This is a genomic window from Pseudomonas sp. zfem005 (genome assembly GCF_032621735.1).
Taxonomy (GTDB): Bacteria; Pseudomonadota; Gammaproteobacteria; order Pseudomonadales; family Pseudomonadaceae; genus Metapseudomonas; species Metapseudomonas solani.
In genome coordinates this window covers 45345-61472 of sequence record NZ_JAVYJE010000021.1, presented here as the reverse complement: position 1 = coordinate 61472, position 16128 = coordinate 45345, and the positions used below count along the sequence as shown (strand labels likewise).

General features: G+C 69.6%; 16 protein-coding genes. 4 read left to right on the top strand and 12 right to left on the bottom strand.

Features of this window, described 5'->3' with window-relative positions; translation table 11 throughout:
• Nucleotides 1-11: 11 nt before the first annotated feature.
• From RTW82_RS31005 to RTW82_RS30995, 3 genes are all read right to left on the bottom strand, one after another.
• Nucleotides 12-722 (bottom strand): thioesterase II family protein, encoded by a 711-nt coding sequence (locus RTW82_RS31005; protein WP_316927497.1) that lies wholly within the window; start codon nucleotides 720-722, stop codon nucleotides 12-14.
• The gene (locus tag RTW82_RS31000; RefSeq protein WP_316927496.1) at nucleotides 723-845 is read right to left on the bottom strand and encodes a hypothetical protein; all 123 of its coding nucleotides are present in this window, start codon (nucleotides 843-845) and stop codon (nucleotides 723-725) included.
• Nucleotides 846-925: 80 nt separating this feature from the next.
• Nucleotides 926-2317, bottom strand: a complete 1392-nt coding sequence (locus RTW82_RS30995) for an aspartate aminotransferase family protein (protein ID WP_316927495.1) — start codon at nucleotides 2315-2317, stop codon at nucleotides 926-928.
• Between the two features lie 175 nt (nucleotides 2318-2492).
• Here RTW82_RS30995 and RTW82_RS30990 point away from each other — a divergent pair, with 175 nt between their 5' ends.
• From RTW82_RS30990 to RTW82_RS30980, 3 genes are all read left to right on the top strand, one after another.
• The gene (locus tag RTW82_RS30990) at nucleotides 2493-3002 is read left to right on the top strand and encodes a hypothetical protein (protein ID WP_316927494.1); all 510 of its coding nucleotides are present in this window, start codon (nucleotides 2493-2495) and stop codon (nucleotides 3000-3002) included.
• A gap of 4 nt (nucleotides 3003-3006) precedes the next feature.
• Nucleotides 3007-3321 (top strand): cyclic-phosphate processing receiver domain-containing protein, encoded by a 315-nt coding sequence (locus tag RTW82_RS30985; protein ID WP_316927493.1) that lies wholly within the window; start codon nucleotides 3007-3009, stop codon nucleotides 3319-3321.
• A gap of 79 nt (nucleotides 3322-3400) precedes the next feature.
• Nucleotides 3401-4201, top strand: coding sequence for a hypothetical protein (locus tag RTW82_RS30980; RefSeq protein WP_316927492.1), 801 nt, complete (start codon nucleotides 3401-3403; stop codon nucleotides 4199-4201).
• Nucleotides 4202-4297: 96 nt separating this feature from the next.
• Here RTW82_RS30980 and RTW82_RS30975 read toward each other — a convergent pair whose 3' ends face one another.
• The 8 genes from RTW82_RS30975 to RTW82_RS30940 all read right to left on the bottom strand — a co-directional run bounded on the left by RTW82_RS30975 (nucleotide 4298) and on the right by RTW82_RS30940 (nucleotide 14263).
• Nucleotides 4298-5977 carry a methyl-accepting chemotaxis protein gene (locus RTW82_RS30975; protein WP_316927491.1) on the bottom strand — a complete coding sequence of 560 codons (1680 nt, stop codon included), beginning with the start codon at nucleotides 5975-5977 and terminating at the stop codon, nucleotides 4298-4300.
• A gap of 250 nt (nucleotides 5978-6227) precedes the next feature.
• Nucleotides 6228-6668: a hypothetical protein gene (locus RTW82_RS30970; RefSeq protein ID WP_173174071.1), complete on the bottom strand. Its 441-nt coding sequence runs from the start codon at nucleotides 6666-6668 to the stop codon at nucleotides 6228-6230.
• Nucleotides 6669-6737: 69 nt separating this feature from the next.
• Entirely contained in the window at nucleotides 6738-8000 is a 1263-nt protein-coding gene (locus tag RTW82_RS30965) for an FAD-dependent oxidoreductase (RefSeq protein ID WP_316927490.1), read from the bottom strand.
• A gap of 4 nt (nucleotides 8001-8004) precedes the next feature.
• Nucleotides 8005-9582: an aldehyde dehydrogenase (NADP(+)) gene (locus tag RTW82_RS30960; protein WP_316927489.1), complete on the bottom strand. Its 1578-nt coding sequence runs from the start codon at nucleotides 9580-9582 to the stop codon at nucleotides 8005-8007.
• Between the two features lie 56 nt (nucleotides 9583-9638).
• A complete protein-coding gene (locus RTW82_RS30955) occupies nucleotides 9639-10586 on the bottom strand; it encodes a dihydrodipicolinate synthase family protein (RefSeq protein ID WP_316927488.1) in 948 nt (315 codons plus the stop codon).
• 44 nt (nucleotides 10587-10630) lie between these two features.
• Nucleotides 10631-11557: a 4-hydroxyproline epimerase gene (locus RTW82_RS30950; protein WP_316927487.1), complete on the bottom strand. Its 927-nt coding sequence runs from the start codon at nucleotides 11555-11557 to the stop codon at nucleotides 10631-10633.
• Between the two features lie 12 nt (nucleotides 11558-11569).
• A complete protein-coding gene (locus RTW82_RS30945; RefSeq protein WP_316927486.1) occupies nucleotides 11570-12601 on the bottom strand; it encodes an Ldh family oxidoreductase in 1032 nt (343 codons plus the stop codon).
• A 39-nt stretch (nucleotides 12602-12640) separates the two neighbouring features.
• Complete coding sequence (locus RTW82_RS30940) at nucleotides 12641-14263, bottom strand: APC family permease (RefSeq protein ID WP_316927485.1); 1623 nt, start codon at nucleotides 14261-14263, stop codon at nucleotides 12641-12643.
• A gap of 275 nt (nucleotides 14264-14538) precedes the next feature.
• On the opposite strand from RTW82_RS30940, the gene RTW82_RS30935 reads away from it, so the two are divergent.
• Complete coding sequence (locus tag RTW82_RS30935; protein WP_316927484.1) at nucleotides 14539-15318, top strand: AraC family transcriptional regulator; 780 nt, start codon at nucleotides 14539-14541, stop codon at nucleotides 15316-15318.
• A gap of 37 nt (nucleotides 15319-15355) precedes the next feature.
• On the opposite strand, the gene RTW82_RS30930 is transcribed toward RTW82_RS30935, so the two are convergent.
• The gene (locus tag RTW82_RS30930; RefSeq protein ID WP_021220730.1) at nucleotides 15356-16108 is read right to left on the bottom strand and encodes an AAA family ATPase; all 753 of its coding nucleotides are present in this window, start codon (nucleotides 16106-16108) and stop codon (nucleotides 15356-15358) included.
• Nucleotides 16109-16128: the final 20 nt, after the last annotated feature.

The window sequence follows — 16128 nt, the reverse complement described above, 5'->3', positions numbered from 1 at the left end:
CTGCGGGAGGTTTACCAGGACAGGGCGCGACCAGCCCCTGAACGCCGCCGCTCGACCCTGGCGGCGAGGACGTTGCGCAGGTAGCCCAACACCTCCGCTTCCAGGGTGTGGAAATAGAAGTGGCCACCCTCGAACTGGCGCAGCTCGAGGGTGGCGGAGGTCTCATCGCCCCAGGCGCGGAGCTGGGCGCGGGTGATCCCGTCATCGACCCCCGAGAGCACGTGGATCGGGCAATCCAGCGGCGTGCGCGGCCTGGGCCGGTGGCCGACGCAAAGCAGGTAGTCGGCACGCAGGAGCGGCAGCGCCATCGGCCCGCTGATGCCGGTGACAGGGGCCGGGTCATGCCCCAGGTGGAACAGGCTGGCACCGCACTCCTCCCGACGCGCGGGCGCAGCCGCTCCCGAAACGAACAGGCAGCGGGGCATCGGCAGCCCCCGCGCCCTCAGGACATGCAGCAACTCGCAAGCCAGCAAGGCCCCGAGTCCATGCCCGAACACCGCATAGCGCCCATGGCGCAACGTCGGCTCCAGCTCCCGGGCCAGTTGCCGTGCCAGCCCGACGATATCGGTCTGCGCGGGCTCTTCCGCACGCTCGCCACGACCCGGCAGCTCCAGCGGGTGAAGCTCCAGCCAGGCTGGCAGGTGCCGCTGCCACCGCAGATAGACCTGTGCGCTGGCGCCACAGAACGGCAGGCAGATCAGCCGCAACGAAGAAGGCGCCATTCAGCCCGCCAGGTGGCCCTTGCCGGCGAGGTACCAACCGACGGGAATCGCCTTGCGGGCGCGCCAGACGGCGCGGTGCCGCACCCGGAACAGCCGGTCGTCACGATCGAATACGAATGCCATGGGGTCTGCTCGAAATGAATGAGGCGCCCATGACTGGGCGCCTCGGGGAAGACGGACGCTTCAGCGGCGGGATGGGCGACTCAATCCCGCAGCGCGGCCGCCAGTGCCCGACCGAAGCGGCGGGCGACTTCGTCCACCTGTTCGGCGGTGATGATCAGCGGCGGCAGGAAGCGCACCACGCTGCCATGGCGGCCGCCCAGTTCGAGGATCAACCCGCGCTTCAGGCACTGCGCCTGCAGGCGCGAGGCCAGGGCGTTGAAGGTCGGGGGGTGGCCGAGGGCGTCGCGCGGGCCGGACGGGTCCACCAGTTCGACGCCGAGCATCAGCCCGCGCCCACGGATGTCGCCCAGCTGCGGGTAGTCGCGCTGCAGTTCGCGCAGGTGGCCGGCCAGGCGCTCACCCATGGCGGCGGCGTGGGTGGGGATGTCGTGGTCCTTGAGGTAGCGCATCACCGCCGAGCCGGCGGCCATGGCCATCTGGTTGCCCCGGAAGGTGCCGGCGTGAGCGCCCGGGCTCCAGACGTCGAGCCACTCGCGGTAAACCATCACCGCCAGCGGCAGGCTGCCGCCGATGGCCTTGGACAGCACCACCACGTCGGGAATGATGCCGGCGTGCTCGAAGGCGAACATCCTGCCGGTGCGGCCGAAGCCGCTCTGGATCTCGTCGACGATCAGTGCCACGCCGGCCTTCTCGGTGATGCGGCGCAGGCCGCGCAGCCACTCGATGTCCGCCGGCACCACGCCGCCCTCCCCCTGTACCGCTTCGACGATCACCGCCGCCGGCAGCAGCACGCCGGCCTCGGGGTCGCTGAGCAGGTTCTCCAGGTAGCGCAGGTTGGCGCGCACGCCGGCCTCGCCACCCAGTCCGAAGGGGCAGCGGTAGTCATAGGGATAGGGGGCGAACTGCACGCCATTGCCGAGCACGGCGCCCAGGGCCTTCTTCGGTCCGAGGTTGCCCATCAGCCCCAGGGCGCCCTGGCTCATGCCGTGGTAGCCGCCCTGGAACGAGAGGATGGTGCTGCGCCCGGTGGCGGTGCGCACCAGCTTCAGCGCGGCTTCCACGGCGTCGGTGCCGGTGGGGCCGCAAAACTGGATCTTCGCCTCGCGGGCCAGGCCCTCGGGCAGCAGGCCGAAGAGGTCCTGGACGAACTGGTCCTTCACCGGGGTGGTGAGGTCCAGGGTGTGCAGGGGCAGCTCGTCGGCCAGCACCTGGCGGATGGCGTCGATCACCACCGGGTGGTTGTGACCCAGGGCCAGGGTGCCGGCACCGGCCAGGCAATCGATGAAGGTGCGGCCTTCCACGTCCTCGACATAGAGCCCGCGCGCGCGCTTGAGCGCCAGGGGGATGCGCCGGGGGTAGCTGCGGGCATTGGACTCCTGCTGCTTCTGGCGGGCCAGCAGCGGCGTCTCCTCGAACTGGTAGAGCGTCTCTTCTTCTGCGGCGGACAGCGGCAGGCTGGTAGCGGCTTGCATCCTTCGACCCTCGATAAAGTGGCATCAAGCTCCGGGCCGTGCGTTTGTGGCGCTTCTCGGCCTTGTGCAGAGGAGACGATGGAGCGGGCTGGCGATTTAGCGACCTATGAGCAGCGGCGTCACAGAGAAGCAAACCGTTACACTGCGTGCCTCGAAACCAGGGAGGCAATCCTCTATGCAGACCACGGAACAGGCACGAGCCAACCTTGAGACGGCACGTACCCTGCTGGGTCGGCGCCTGACAGGAGTACGCAACGCCCGCTACCTGTTCAATGGCACGCCCGATGCGGAAGCCGTCGGCGAGATCGAGTTCGCCTGCGAAGAGGGTGTTCGGGTGACCCTATCCCTCGCCTCCGATGGAGAAAGTGCTCTGGCCACAGCCCGGGCACTTAATGTCATCGAAGGGTTCGAGATCAGTGATACCGACCGTTGCGACTGGATGGCCGAGAACCTTCTCGTCAGCCTGGATGCCGACCATCTCGTCGGGCTGAAGGTGGTTGAGGTCGAAGGGCTACAGGTCACCTACGCCAACCAAGATGCACTCTTTCTCGTGGGTTTCAGAGTCACTCTGGAAGGGGGTGACTACCTGGTGTTTTTCAACTGCGGCGACGAGGAAGCCGTGTGCCTCAATCAGCTTCCCCCGCCCCTGAGCGGTGTCGATGAACGCTGGGTCAAGGAGATCTGAGACGATGAAGGTCTATCTGGACGACGAACGCACCACCCCCGACGGCTGGGTCCGCACCTGGTGGCCGGACGAGGTGATCGAGCTGTTGAAGACGGGCAGTGTCAGCGAGCTGAGCCTGGACCACGACCTGGGCGACGACGAACGCGGCACCGGCTACGACGTGATCCTGTGGATCGAGGAAGCCGTCGCCCTGCACGGCTTCGTGCCGCCACGCATCCACGTGCATTCGGCCAATTCCTCGGCGGTGCTGAAGATGCAGGCCGGGGTCCGCGCCATCGAAGCCCTGGCCCGGCGCAACCGCCAGCCCTGGGCCGGGTGACTCGACGTCGGACTGAAGGCAGGTGCAGGAGCGCCTTTCTGATCTAGTCTCTTGCAGCACTCATCAGGGAGGAACGCCCATGCCAAGAGGCCCGCAGAAAACCAAGAGCAAGCTGAGAGTCCATATCGACCCCGTCTCCGGAGACGTCAAGGTGACCGGCCGCCCGGATTGGACCACCAACGCCAAGCGCATCAAGGTCAACCAGCGCTCGAGCCAGGGCGACATCGAGGACAGGCGCCACATGGTGCATTGGAGCCAGTCGATCAGGAAGAACGCCGAGCGTGTCTTCAGTGCCATCAACCAGGCGTACGGATCGGATGCCAAGAAGCTCTACGAGGTGTTGGTCGAGCCCTTGCAGTCGCGGAACCTCAAGCGCCTCCCCAAGAACAGCAAGGATGTGATGCTCTATATCGCCAAGTACCTGAACAGTGCGCCGGTGAACCTGGTGGCGGGCCGGGCCGATACCAACAAGGCCATCGAGATCGTGCGCAAGAACCTCGATCTCTTCGCCACCTACCTGCGCGAAAGCCATACGGACAGCGACACCGACCCGGCTTCAACGACCAACCACCAGCGCATGCAGGCGTGCAGGGCCAAGGCCCGGGAGCTGCTGCCGGTCGGCGACAAGAGCAGCGACATCAAGGCCCAGGTCAGCAAGATCCACAAGCAGCTGATCGCTCATATCGATGGCATCGAGTCACCCGCCGAACTCTGGTCGCTGCTGTTCGACCTGCGCTATTCGGTGACCTTCGACATCTCGCCGATGGCCCAGCGCCAGGCGACCGAGAAGATGCTCAGTTGGGAGCGGATGATGCTCTCGTCCACCTACATGCCGGCGAAAGACCAGCTCGAGCGGCTGGTCTCGCTCGCGGACGCCTGAGCAGGGAGCGCGATAACCGGCCCCGCTCGGGTAGCCCCAACACCAGGCCGCGAAGGGTGCACGGCCGATAGCGGCGGCAACGCGCGCCCCTCCCCCTCAATCGGCTCGGTAACGCCCCACGAGCTGTTGCAAGCCACCGGCCATGTCCCCCAGGCGCTGGGTGATGTCGCTGGCGGTGCGCGAGCCGGCGGCGGTCTGTTCGGCGATGGCGGCGATCTGGTGCACGTTGGCATTGATGGATTCGCAGACCTGGGTCTGCTCTTCCGCCGCAGCGGCGATCTGCGCGTTCATGCCGTTGATGGTGGTAGTCGCCTCGACGACCGCCTCCAGGGCCTGGCCGACCCGGCCCACCTCCACCACGGCGCGGGCGCTGCCGCCGCGGATCTGGCCGATGGCGGCGATGGCCTCGCGAGCGCCGGCCTGCAGGCGGCCGATCATTTCCTGGATTTCCGCCGTACTGCTCTGGGTACGCCCCGCCAGCGTGCGCACCTCATCGGCGACGACCGCGAAGCCGCGTCCCTGGTCACCGGCACGCGCGGCTTCGATGGCGGCGTTGAGCGCCAGCAGGTTGGTCTGCTCGGCGACGCCTTGGATCACATCCAGCACGCTGCCGATACCCTCGGATTCGCTGCCCAGCCGGCGGATGATCTCGACCCCGCTTTCCACCTGTCCCTCCAGCCCGTCGATCACCTCGGCGGCGCTACGCACCAGGCCCTGCGCCCCCTGGACCCGGTCCTCGGCGGCCTGGGCCGCCTGCGCCGCGCCGGCCGCACTGCTGGCGACCTGCAGGGCCGCCGCCGACATCTGCTCCATGGCGGTGGCCAACTGGTCGCTCTCCACGTGCTGGCTGGCGATGCCCTGGCCGGTCTGCTCCATGAAGGCACCCAGCTCCTCGCTGGCGGCCCCCAGGGTGGCGGCGGACGAGCGCGTCTGCCGCACCAGCTGGCCGACCTGCTCGGCGAAGTGGTTGAAGGCCCGGGCCAGGGTGCCCAGCTCGTGGCCGGCGGAAGGGTCCAGGCGGCGGGTCAGGTCGCCTTCGCCCCGGGCGATGTTCTCCATGGTCCGCACCGCCTGGTCCAGGGGCCGATGGATGCTGCGCGCCAGAAGGGTCGCCAGGGCGGCGATCAGCGCCAGCAGGAGGGCGGCGGAAGCGGCGCTGCGGATCAGGCTCAGGCGCACGGCAGCGGCGAATTCCCGCTCCAGCCCGGCGAGCTGCGTTTCCAGGTCGTCGATGTAGAAGCCGGTGCCCAGCACCCAGTCGCTGTCGGGCATCGGCACCACGTAGGCGAGCTTCGGCGCGGGCTCCTCCTCGCCGGGCCGCGCCCAGCCGTATTCCACGTAGCCACCCCCGGCGGCGCCGGCCTCGACGTATTCGCGCACCAGATGGCGACCCTCGGGGCTGGTGGAGTCCCAGTAGATCGTGCCTTCGCGGGCCGGGTTGTCGGCGCTCATCACCTGCATGCCCTGGCTGTCGTAGGCGAAGAAGTAGCCGCTGCCGCCGTCGAAGCGCAGGCTGCGCAGCGCCTCCTTGATGCGCTCGCGGCCCGCTGCCGAGCCGCCGTTGGCCAGGGGCGCCACGGCGCTCAGTGCCAGTTCCATATAGTTGGCCAATTGCTCGCGCTTGGCCGCCAGCAACGACTCGCGCAGGTCGTCGCGGCTGAGATCGCGCAGTTCCCGGGCCTGGGATACGAACAGCCAGGCGCTGATCGTGGCCAGCGCCACGACCGGCAGCAACGCCAGGAGGAGGATCTTCTGCCTGATGGATAAGCGATTCATCCCGTCATTCCCTCTGTGAGTTTCGACGGGGCCTTCTAGCACGGGGAAAGCCTGGACGACGGAGCGCTGCCCGAGCCCGTCATCGTCGCCCGGAAACGACGCAGGCGCTTGCGCAGGCAGCAGGCGCAGGGCCTGGCCGGGGTCGGGCGGGAGGGCGTGGGCACAGGCGCACGGCGGGTTCGCACCCGTCCTGCCCCCGGCGCCGGCATGCCCCTACGGCGCAATCACCGACGGGCAGCCGGCTCGCGGGTCAGGTCCCCTGGATCGCGCCCCACACCTGCGCCAGCCCCACCAGGTGCAGCCCGCCCAGCGTCAGGCAGATGGCCGAACTCCACAGCCAGAAGGCGGCGCTGCGGCCCAGGCCGCGCTTGACCAGCAACAGCCCGCCCAGCCCCCGCAGCAGGTACACCGCAGTGACCAGGCACAGCACCGGCCGTGTCAGGGGAAGTGGCAGGCCGAGCCCGGCCAGCAGCGCGTAGAGCGCCCAGAGCCCCAGCACCGTGGCGATGGCCAGGGTGACCAGCGTGGCCACCGGGCTGCCGGCCTCGGCCAGGCGCGCCATGCGCTCACCGGCACCGAAGAAGCGATACCAGGGTGCGCCGTAGCGGATGCAGCCCAGGTGCAGCAGCGCGGCGATGGCGCTCAGGGCGCCACCGGCCAGCAGGAAGGGGTTGGGGAAAAGGTCGTCCATGGCGAAGCTCCTGTGCAGAAGCCCGCCATTCTGGATGCCCTCGGCAGCCTGCGCCAGCACCCGGGTGCACTAGCTCGCGAAGCGCCCCAGCCGGTACGCCTCCAGCCCCGCCACGGCCTGCCCCTGGGCCAGTTGGCCGATGTACTCGGCGGTGACGGCGGCCTGGGTCAGCCCGAGGTGCTGGTGGCCGAAGGCGAGCAGGACGCGACCCTCGCCTACCCGGTCGATGATCGGCAGCGAGTCCGGCAGCGAGGGACGGAAGCCCATCCAGGGGCTGGCGCCTGCGGTGTCCAGCTCGTCGCGGAACAGCCCCTGGCTGAGGCGATGCAGCTGCCAGGCACGCTCCATGTTGGCGGGGCGTACCAGGCCGGCGAACTCCACGGTGCCGGCCAGGCGCAGGCCGTCGGCCAGGGGCGTCATGATGAAGCGGCGCTCGAGCGAGGTGACGGCGAAGGGCAGCCGGCCGTGCTCGTGGGGCAGCATCAGGTGGTAGCCACGTTCGGTGTCCAGGGGCACCTGCTTGCCCGTGAGGCTGGCAGTCAGCGGGGCCGAGTGGGCGCCACAGGCCACCAGCACCTGGCGCGCCTGCACACTGCCTGCATCGGTGCTCAGCGCCACGCCATCCGCGAGAAGATGGCCACCGTGCACCCACTGGCGCACGAAGCGCACGCCCAACCCTTCGGCGGCCGCCGCCAGTTCACGGACCACAAGATGCGGGTCGATGAAGTGCCCGGTGCGAGGGAAGAACAGCCCGCCCTGTATGCGCTCGCTCAACTGGGGCGCCGCCGCGTGCACGGCGGCGCCCTCCCAGAACTCCAGCGGCACGCCCTGCCCGGCCATGCGCGCCTGCACCTGCTGCAGCGCCCGGCGCGATTCCTCGCGCTCGTACACCAGCAACGAACCGTCCACCTTGAGCAGGTCGGGGCGCTGGATGCTGGCCAGCAGCCGTTGCCAGGCCTCCAGGCTGGCCTCATTGAGCCCGCGCAGGCCGGCCACGGTGCGCTGGAAGGGCGCAGCGCGCAGGTTGAGCAGCAGGCGCAGGAACCAGGGCAGCGCCTGGGGCAGGTACTTCCAATCGAGGCGCAGCGGGCCCATCGGGTCCATGAGCATGGCCGGCAGGCGGGTGAGGATCGACAGGTCGGCGATGGGGAAGACCTGTTCGGTGGCCAGGTGCCCGGCATTGCCGAACGAGGCGCCCTGCCCCGGCGCCTGTGGGTCCAGGACCCGCACGCGCTTGCCCTGCCGCGCCAGTTGCAGCGCGCAGGCGACGCCGATGATGCCGGCGCCGACCACCGCGATATCGATCGCGTCCGAAGCGGGATGATTGCCCATGGCGCTACGCCTCCCGCTGGCCATCGAGCAGGCGGCGCAGCTGCAGCGGGTTGCCCTGCCGGAGCGCCGTGGGCAGCAGCGCATCCGGGAAGCCCTGGTAGCAGACCGGCCGCAGGAAGCGCTGGATGGCCGCGGTGCCCACGGAGGTGCTGCGGGCATCGGAGGTGGCCGGGAAGGGGCCGCCGTGAACCATGGCATCGCCCACCTCGACGCCGGTGGGCCAGCCGTTGACCAGCACGCGGCCGGCCTTCAGCTCCAGGGTCGGCAGCAGGGCCCGGGCGGCGTCGTGGTCCGCTTCGTCCAGGTGCAGGGTGGCGGTGAGCTGGCCTTCGAGGTGCTCGGCGATGGCCCGCACTTGCCTCGCATCCCGGCACTGCACGATGAGCCCGGCGGCACCGAAGATTTCCGCCTGCAGCGCCGGGTCGGCGAGGAAGGCGTCGGCCTCGGTGACGAACAGCTGCGCCTGGCAGCGGTTGGGTCCATCACCCGGCTGCCCGCTGGCCACCTGGCGCACCTTGGTGTGCCGGGCCAAGGCGCCGACGCCGGACGCGAAGGCATCGAAAATGCCCGGCGTCAGCATGGTCTGCGCCGGGCTCTTCTCCAGTTGCCCGGTGGCGGCGGCGACAAAGGCATCCAGCGCCTCGCCCCGCTGGGCGATGAGCAGGCCCGGATTGGTGCAGAACTGCCCGGCGCCCTGGGTCAGCGAGGCGACGAAGCCTTCGGCCAACGCCTCGCTCCGGGCGTGCAGGGCAGCAGGGAACAGGAACACCGGGTTGATCGCGCTCATTTCCGCATACACCGGGATCGGCTCCGGCCGCGCCTGGGCCGCCTGGCACAGGGCCAGGCCACCGCTGCGCGAGCCGGTGAAGCCGACGGCCTTGATGCGCGGGTCGCTGACCAGGGCGATGCCCACCTCGTGGCCGGCACCGTACAGCAGCGAGAACACGCCCTCGGGCATCGCGCAGCGCTCTACCGCGCGGGCCACCGCCCGCCCCACCCACTCGCTGGTGCCCGGGTGGGCGCCGTGGGCCTTGACCACCACCGGGCAACCGGCCGCCAGCGCCGAGGTGGTATCACCACCGGCCACGGAGAAGGCCAGGGGGAAGTTGCTGGCGCCGAACACCGCCACCGGCCCCAGGGCCACCTGGCGCTGGCGCAGGTCCGGGCGCGGCAGGGGCTGGCGTTGGGGCTGGGCGCTGTCGACCCGCACGTCCAGCCATTCACCGGCGCGCAGGGTGCGGGCGAAGGTGCGCAGCTGCTGGCAGGTGCGGCCACGCTCGCCCTGGAGGCGCGCCAGGGGCAGGCCGGTTTCAGCCACGGCGCGCTCGATCAGCGCATCCCCCAGTGCTTCGATCTCCTCAGCGATGGTGTCGAGAAACGCCGCGCGTGCCGCTGGCGAGGTTTCCCGGTAGGCGGTGAAGGCTTCCCGGGCCAATGTGCAGGCCTGTTCCACCTGTGCCGGGCTGCCGCCCGGGTAGGCGGGTTCCAGCACGGCACCGGTGGCGGGGTCGATGGCACGGATGGCCGCGCCGCGTCCGGCCACGGCCTGGCGGCCGATCAGCATGTTGCCTGTGAGTGTCATGGTGCTTCCTGTTGTGCGGGGCGCCGCTACGCAGGGGCTGCGCAGCGGCACCTGGGTCAGACGAGGTTCTGTTCCACCGACCAGCTGGCGTACCACTGGCGGAACAGCGCGTACTGCTGCTCGGCGTAGCGACGCTGGGCATCGCTGAGGGCATCGCTTTCGTTGAAGTGCAGGCTGTATTCGCGGTCGCCGTTGAGCACCATCAGGTACTTGTAGAACAGCACCAGGTCGCAGCCCTCGTCGAAGGACGAGAGCACATCCAGTGCCTCGCTCAACTCCAGGGCCAGGCGCCGCGCGCGGGTGTCGCCCGCAGCGGCCTGGCGGCTCAGGGCCACCAGTTGCAACACTTCGCGGGGCAGCACGTTGCCGATGCCGGTGATGGTGCCGGCGGCATTGCAGTGGACGTAGCCGTGGAACACCTGGGTGTCGACGCCCGCGACGAGGATGACCTCGTCGTCGCGGGAGGTGATGTGTTCGGCGGCGTAGCGCATGGCCTCGGCGCCACCGAACTCCTTGAAGCCGATCAGGTTGGAGAACTGGCTGCGCAGGTCGAAGAACAGCTCAGCGCGGGTGGAGAAGCTGTAGTAGGGGCTGTTGTAGATCACCGAGGGCAGCTGCGGCGCGGCGCCGAGCACGGCGGCGAAGTGCGCCTTCTGTGCGGCGGGCGAAGCGGCGCGGGAAAGCAGGCGCGGGATCACCATCAGCCCCTGGGCACCGACCTTGGCGGCATGGGCGGCGTGGGCCACCGCCTCGCGGGTGCTCACCGCGCCGGTGCCGACGATGGTGGGCACGCCGGCCTTCACCAGGCGCGCCACGCCTTCCTGGCGCTGGGCCTCGCTGAGCAGGGGCCAGTCGCCCATGGAGCCGCAGTAGACCACGCCGCTCATGCCGGCCTGGACCAGTTCGCGGCCCTTGGCCACCAGGGCGTCGTAGTCCGGCTGGCGTGCGTCGGTGCAGGGGGTCATGAGGGCGGGGATGCAGCCACGGTAGATGTCGATGTTCATGCTGTCGCTCCTTGAGCAGGGATTCAGGGTTCGGAAAACGGGGCTCAGATGCCCCAGGCGAAGGGGTCCTGCTCGTCGATGAGCAGGGTGCTGTCGGCGGTGAGGTGGGCACGCCCGGTGATGAAGGGGCGGATGCGCTCGCCCTCCCACTGGTAGTGCCCCTCGAAGCGGCTGCCGGTGATGCTGGCCTGCACCCAGCGCTGGCCGGGGGCGAGCTTGCCGTCCGCCGCCAGGCAGGCCAGCTTGGCGCTGGTACCGGTGCCGCAGGGGGAACGGTCGTAGGCCTTGCCGGGGCACATGACGAAGTTGCGGCTGTCGGCCTCGGCGTCGGCGGCGAACAGCTCGACGTGGTCGATCAGCGCCCCGCCCTCGCCGTGGATGCCCTGGGCCTCCAGGGCCCGCAGCATCGCCCAGGTGTAGGCGGTCAGGGCCTCGACGTTGTCCAGTTCCAGGCGCTGGCCGTGGTCGTTGACCAGGAAGAACCAGTTGCCGCCCCAGGCGATGTCGCCATGGACCACGCCATGGCCGGGCACCTCCACCGGCACCTGCCGGCGATGGCGGTAGGCCGGCACGTTGCCGAGGGTGACGCGGCCGTCCTCGTGGAGGGTGGCGCTGACGGTGCCCACCGGGGTGTCGATGCGGTGCTCGCCGGGGGCCATCAGCCCCAGATGCTGCAGGGACGCCACCAGGCCAAGGGTGCCGTGGCCGCACATGCCGAGGTAGCCGGCGTTGTTGAAGAAGATCACCCCGCAGGTGGCGCCCGGCGTCACCGGCGGGCGGTACAGCGCGCCCACCAGCACGTCGTTGCCGCGCGGCTCCAGCAGGCAGGCGCGGCGCCAGTGGTCGTGCTGCTCGCGCAGGCTGTCGCGCTGCTCGGCCAGGGTGCGGCCGGCGGGTTCGGGAAAGCCGTCCATCACCAGGCGTGTGGGTTCGCCGCCGGTGTGGGAATCGATGACATGGATGCGCTTCATGGGGCGGCTCCGTCAGGTCGGGGAATGGGGGTGATCGATCAGGTGCTGGATGTCGTCCAGCAGCGCCCGGCCGACCCAGACACCTTCGCGTTCGCTGCGCTGGCGGGCGGCGAAACGCCGCTGCGACGGCAGCCGCGCGCCCTGGTCGGTGATGGCGGTGAACAGCGCCTCGGCCCGCTGCCGGCCAGCCTCCAGCTCGCCGCCGAGAAAGCGCGCGGGGTCGAAGGCCAGCAGCAGCTCGCCATGGAGCGGCGTGGCACCGGCGCCGCCGTCGCAGGCCAGGGACTCGGCGCTGGTGAGGTCGCCGATCAGCGCGCCGGCCATCAGCTCGATCATCGCCGCCAGGGCCGAGCCCTTGTGGCCGCCGAAGGTCTGCATGGCGCCTTCCAGCACGGCCCGCGCATCGGTGCTGGGCCGCCCCTCAGCATCCAGCCCCCAGCCCAGGGGGATCGGCTTGCCCTGGCGGGCGTGCAGCTCGATGTCGCCCCGGGCGATGGCGCTGGTGGCGAAGTCGAAGACGAAGGGCTCGCGCCCCTCGCGGGTCCAGGCGAAGGCCAGCGGGTTGGTGCCGAACACGCCCTGGCTGCCGCCTTCCGGCGCCACCCAGGCGTGGCTGGGGGTCATGGCCATGCCCACCAGGCCTTCGGCGGCGATGGCCTCCACTTCCGGCCACAGCGCGGAGAAGTGGAAGCAGTTGCGGATCACCAGGGCGGCGACGCCCAGCTCGCGGGCCTGCTCCACCAGCAGCGGCAGGCCGGTCTGCAGCGCCAGCAGCGAGTAGCCCCGCTGCGCGTCGACGCGGACGATGGCCGGCGCCGGGCGGCTCACCCTTGGCTGGGCCTGCGGGTCCACCTTGCCGCTGCGCAGCGAGTGCACGCACACCAGCACCCGGTACAGCCCGTGGGAGTGGCATTCGTCACGCTGGCCCCGGGTGATGGTGTCGGCGATGGCGCGGGCATGGTCCTCACCCATGCCGTTGACGGTCAGCGCGCGCAACGCCAGGGCATGCACCTGTTCGAGGCTGAGGTTGATGAGGTCGTTCATGGCCAGACTCCTTCCGGTCATCGGGTTGCAGACAGTGGGCTAGGCGCGGCCGGGGAAGGCCGTGGCGGAAGGCACGACGTCCGCATCGGTGCCCTCCTCGCTTTCGTCCTCGCCGCTGAGGCGGATCAGTTCGGCCGGCACGCCGGTGGTGGCGCCCCAGTGGTAGATGCCCAGGGCACAGGCGGCCACGGCGAGGGTGTCGTAGGGATGGCCGAGCACGCCCAGGCCGCCGAAGCTGCCCAGCCAGGAGAGCAGCAGGGTCACGGCGTAGAAGCCGATCAGCCAGGCGGACGAGCGCACTTGCTGGGCGATGCCCAGATGTTCGGTGGGCACGAAGCGGCGGCACAGCAGGTAGATCACGAACATCAGGATCTGCAGGCTCAGCAGCCAGGACACGGTGCCCCAGCCGGACCAGTAGACGATCAGCGCGGCGATCACGAAGGACAGCGGCCCCATCACCGCCAGGCCCCGCACGCGGAACGGGCGCGGCATGTCCGGCGCGTTGCGGCGCAGGGCCGCCACCGTAACCGGCGCCACCGCGTAGCTCAGCACCAGGGCGGCGGACACCACGTTGATCAGCGCCTCCCAGGAGGGGAACGGCAGGGTCCAGAACACCGACAGGCCGAAGGTCAGCCACAGCGCCGGGCGCGGGATGCCGGACTGTTCATCGATGCGGGTGAAGAGGCGGAAGAAGGTGCCGGTCTGCGCCCAGCCGTAGATCACCCGAGGCGTGGCGTTCATGTAGATGTTGCCGCAGCCGCTGGGCGAAACCACCGCGTCGGCCACCACCAGGTAGGCCAGCCAGCCCACGCCGAGCACCAGGGCGATGTCGCGGTACGGCAGGGCGAACTCCTTGGACATCCCGGCCCAGCCGTTGGCCAGCAGCTCGGTCGGCACCGCGCCGAGGAAGGCCACCTGCAGCAGCACGTAGATGGCGGTGGAGAGCAGCACCGAGAGGATCAGCGCGATGGGGATGGTGCGCTGCGGGTTCTTCACCTCGCTGGCCACCGAGATGATCGGCGTCAGCCCCAGGTACGCGAAGATGATGCCGCCGGCCGACACCGCCATCTCGATGCCCGAGAGGCCGAACGGCGCGAAGCCCTGCACCTGGAAGTTCTCGGGCTTGAAGAAGGTGAAGAGCACGCCGATGACCAGCAGCGGCACGATGAACTTGAACACGCTGACCAGGTTGTTGGCACGGGCGAAGGTCTTCACGCTGCGGTAGTTGAGCCAGAAGAACAGGCACAGCAGGCCGAACTGCACCAGCCAGCCGATCAGCGTCGGGTCGCTGGAGCCCGCCTCGGTGAGGCCCGGGAACCAGGCCGCCGCGTACTGCCGGGAGGCGACCACCTCGATCGCCACCAGGCTGGAAAAGGCGATCAACGTGATGAAGCCCATCAGGTAGCCCAGCAGCGGGCCGTGTGAGAACACCGGGTAGCGCACCACCCCGCCGGCACGCGGCAGTGCCGCCCCCAGCTCGCAGTAGATGATGCCCAGCAGCAGCACCGCGAAGCCGCCGAGGAGCCAGGAGAAGATGCCCGCCGGGCCGGCGATGGCGGACACGTGGCTGGCCGCGAACAGCCAGCCGGAGCCGAAGATGGCCCCGAGGCCGATGAAAGTGAGGTCCGTCAGGGACAGCTGTTTCTTGAACTTTCCAGACATGGCGTAGCCTTCTTGTGCGTTATTGGATGGGCTGGAGAGATTCCTGTGCAGCGCCGGGGCCTGGCGACGAATCAGGCACGGAGACGAACCAGTCCGACGGTATCCCGAGGTCTGCAACGGCCATAGGTTGGCCCGCCCGGACGCCTCTGGGCTTGATGCATTTCCTCGGTTCCCATGACGAAATCGGCACAGTTGGCGCAATGACCGGGCAAGGCTCGACAGGCCCTGGCCGCCTGCGGCAACCTGCCGGCTCGCGTGCACTGGGAGGCCGGACGATGCCGCAGAACCCGCTGGAAGGACTCTTCGCCGACGAGGGGCTGGAACGCCCCGAGAGCATGGACGCGCTGCTGGCCAGCGCGCGGCTGCTATGGCCGATGCTGGATGCGATCCCCAATGCGGCGATCTTCATCAAGGACACCCAGGCGCGCTACCTGCTGGCCAACCGCACCCTGGTCCAGCGCTGCGGCCTGAAGGCCTTGCAGCCGCTGCTGGGCAAGACCAGCGCCGAGGTCTTCCCCGCCCAGCTCGGCCCCGGCTACACCGAGCAGGACCGCCGCGTGCTGGAACAGGGCCAGGTGCTGGAAGACCAGCTGGAGCTGCACCTCTACGGCAGCCGCGAACCCGGCTGGTGCCTGACCCACAAACGCCCCCTGCACGACCGCGCCGGCCAGGTGATCGGCCTGGTGGGCATCTCGGTGGACCTGCAATCGGCCAGCGCCAGCCACCCCGCCTACGAACGCCTGGCCGCCGTGGACGAGCACATCCGCCAGCACTTCCACGAGCCCATCACCCTGGAGACCCTCACCCGCATCGCCCGCCTCTCCGTCGCCCAGCTGGAGCGCCACTGCAAGCGGGTGTTCCACCTCACGCCCCGGCAGATGATCAGCAAGGCGCGCCTGGAACACGCCCACCGTCTGCTGCAGACCGACCTACCGATCACCGATGTCGCCCTGCAATGCGGCTACACCGACCACAGCGCCTTCAGCCGCCAATTCAAGCAACTCACGGGCTTCACGCCCCGGCAATACCGGCAGGCGATGGGTGGCGGCACCTGAGAACGCCCGCCGCTGGCTGTAACGAAGGTGGCGGGCCTCAGCCCTCCTCCCCCAGCAAGGTGCGCAGGGTGCGCGCCGGGTTGGCGAGGAAGCCACGGCTGACCTGCACGTGCTCGGTGTCGTCGTAGGCGGTGAGCGTGAAGCCCTCCGGCCCGCACTGGTAGATCCAGGCGTCCGGGTAGGCCATGAGGATGGGCGAATGGGTGGCGATGACGAACTGCGAATCGTCCTTCACCAGGTCGTGGATGCGCGCCAGCATGGCCAATTGGCGCTGGGGCGAGAGCGCCGCCTCGGGTTCGTCGAGCAGGTACAGGCCCTTGCCGCCGAAACGGTTCATCAACAGCGCGAGGAAGGATTCGCCATGGGACTGCTCGTGCAGCGAGCGGCCGCCGTAGGCGTCGATCACCGGCGGCGCCGGAGCCGGCTCGGCGTCCAGGTGCTCGATCTCGGTGGCCAGGTTGAAGAAACTCTCGGCCCGCAGGAAGAAGCCATCCCGCGCGCGGCGCACGCCCCGGCTGACGCGCAACGCGCGGTGCAGCTCGGAATGGGAGGCGCGGGTGCCGAAGTTGAAGTTGCGCGTGCCGCCTTCGGGGTTGAAGCCCAGGGCCACCGCCAGGGCCTCCATCAGGGTGGACTTGCCTGAGCCGTTCTCGCCCACCAGGAAAGTCACCTTGGGGTGGAACTCCAGGCGCTCCAGGCTGCGCACCGCCGGCAGGACGTAGGGGTAGCGGGAGAAGGAGTCCACCTTATCCCGCTTCAGCAGCATCTCGATCAGGTAACGCGTGTCCATCGACGGGGTCCTTGCTCCGG

What these genes read in the sequence shown, in the direction of transcription:
- RTW82_RS30950 (WP_316927487.1), bottom strand. Translation starts at nt 11,557, where the DNA reads ATGAAGCGCATCCATGTCATCGATTCCCACACCGGCGGCGAACCCACA.
- RTW82_RS30970 (WP_173174071.1), bottom strand. Translation starts at nt 6,668, where the DNA reads ATGGACGACCTTTTCCCCAACCCCTTCCTGCTGGCCGGTGGCGCCCTG.
- RTW82_RS30980 (WP_316927492.1), top strand. Translation starts at nt 3,401, where the DNA reads ATGCCAAGAGGCCCGCAGAAAACCAAGAGCAAGCTGAGAGTCCATATC.
- RTW82_RS30945 (WP_316927486.1), bottom strand. Translation starts at nt 12,601, where the DNA reads ATGAACGACCTCATCAACCTCAGCCTCGAACAGGTGCATGCCCTGGCG.
- RTW82_RS30965 (WP_316927490.1), bottom strand. Translation starts at nt 8,000, where the DNA reads ATGGGCAATCATCCCGCTTCGGACGCGATCGATATCGCGGTGGTCGGC.
- RTW82_RS30995 (WP_316927495.1), bottom strand. Translation starts at nt 2,317, where the DNA reads ATGCAAGCCGCTACCAGCCTGCCGCTGTCCGCCGCAGAAGAAGAGACG.
- RTW82_RS30975 (WP_316927491.1), bottom strand. Translation starts at nt 5,977, where the DNA reads ATGAATCGCTTATCCATCAGGCAGAAGATCCTCCTCCTGGCGTTGCTG.
- RTW82_RS30960 (WP_316927489.1), bottom strand. Translation starts at nt 9,582, where the DNA reads ATGACACTCACAGGCAACATGCTGATCGGCCGCCAGGCCGTGGCCGGA.
- RTW82_RS30930 (WP_021220730.1), bottom strand. Translation starts at nt 16,108, where the DNA reads ATGGACACGCGTTACCTGATCGAGATGCTGCTGAAGCGGGATAAGGTG.
- RTW82_RS31000 (WP_316927496.1), bottom strand. Translation starts at nt 845, where the DNA reads ATGGCATTCGTATTCGATCGTGACGACCGGCTGTTCCGGGTGCGGCAC.
- RTW82_RS30940 (WP_316927485.1), bottom strand. Translation starts at nt 14,263, where the DNA reads ATGTCTGGAAAGTTCAAGAAACAGCTGTCCCTGACGGACCTCACTTTC.
- RTW82_RS30955 (WP_316927488.1), bottom strand. Translation starts at nt 10,586, where the DNA reads ATGAACATCGACATCTACCGTGGCTGCATCCCCGCCCTCATGACCCCC.
- RTW82_RS30990 (WP_316927494.1), top strand. Translation starts at nt 2,493, where the DNA reads ATGCAGACCACGGAACAGGCACGAGCCAACCTTGAGACGGCACGTACC.
- RTW82_RS30985 (WP_316927493.1), top strand. Translation starts at nt 3,007, where the DNA reads ATGAAGGTCTATCTGGACGACGAACGCACCACCCCCGACGGCTGGGTC.
- RTW82_RS31005 (WP_316927497.1), bottom strand. Translation starts at nt 722, where the DNA reads ATGGCGCCTTCTTCGTTGCGGCTGATCTGCCTGCCGTTCTGTGGCGCC.
- RTW82_RS30935 (WP_316927484.1), top strand. Translation starts at nt 14,539, where the DNA reads ATGCCGCAGAACCCGCTGGAAGGACTCTTCGCCGACGAGGGGCTGGAA.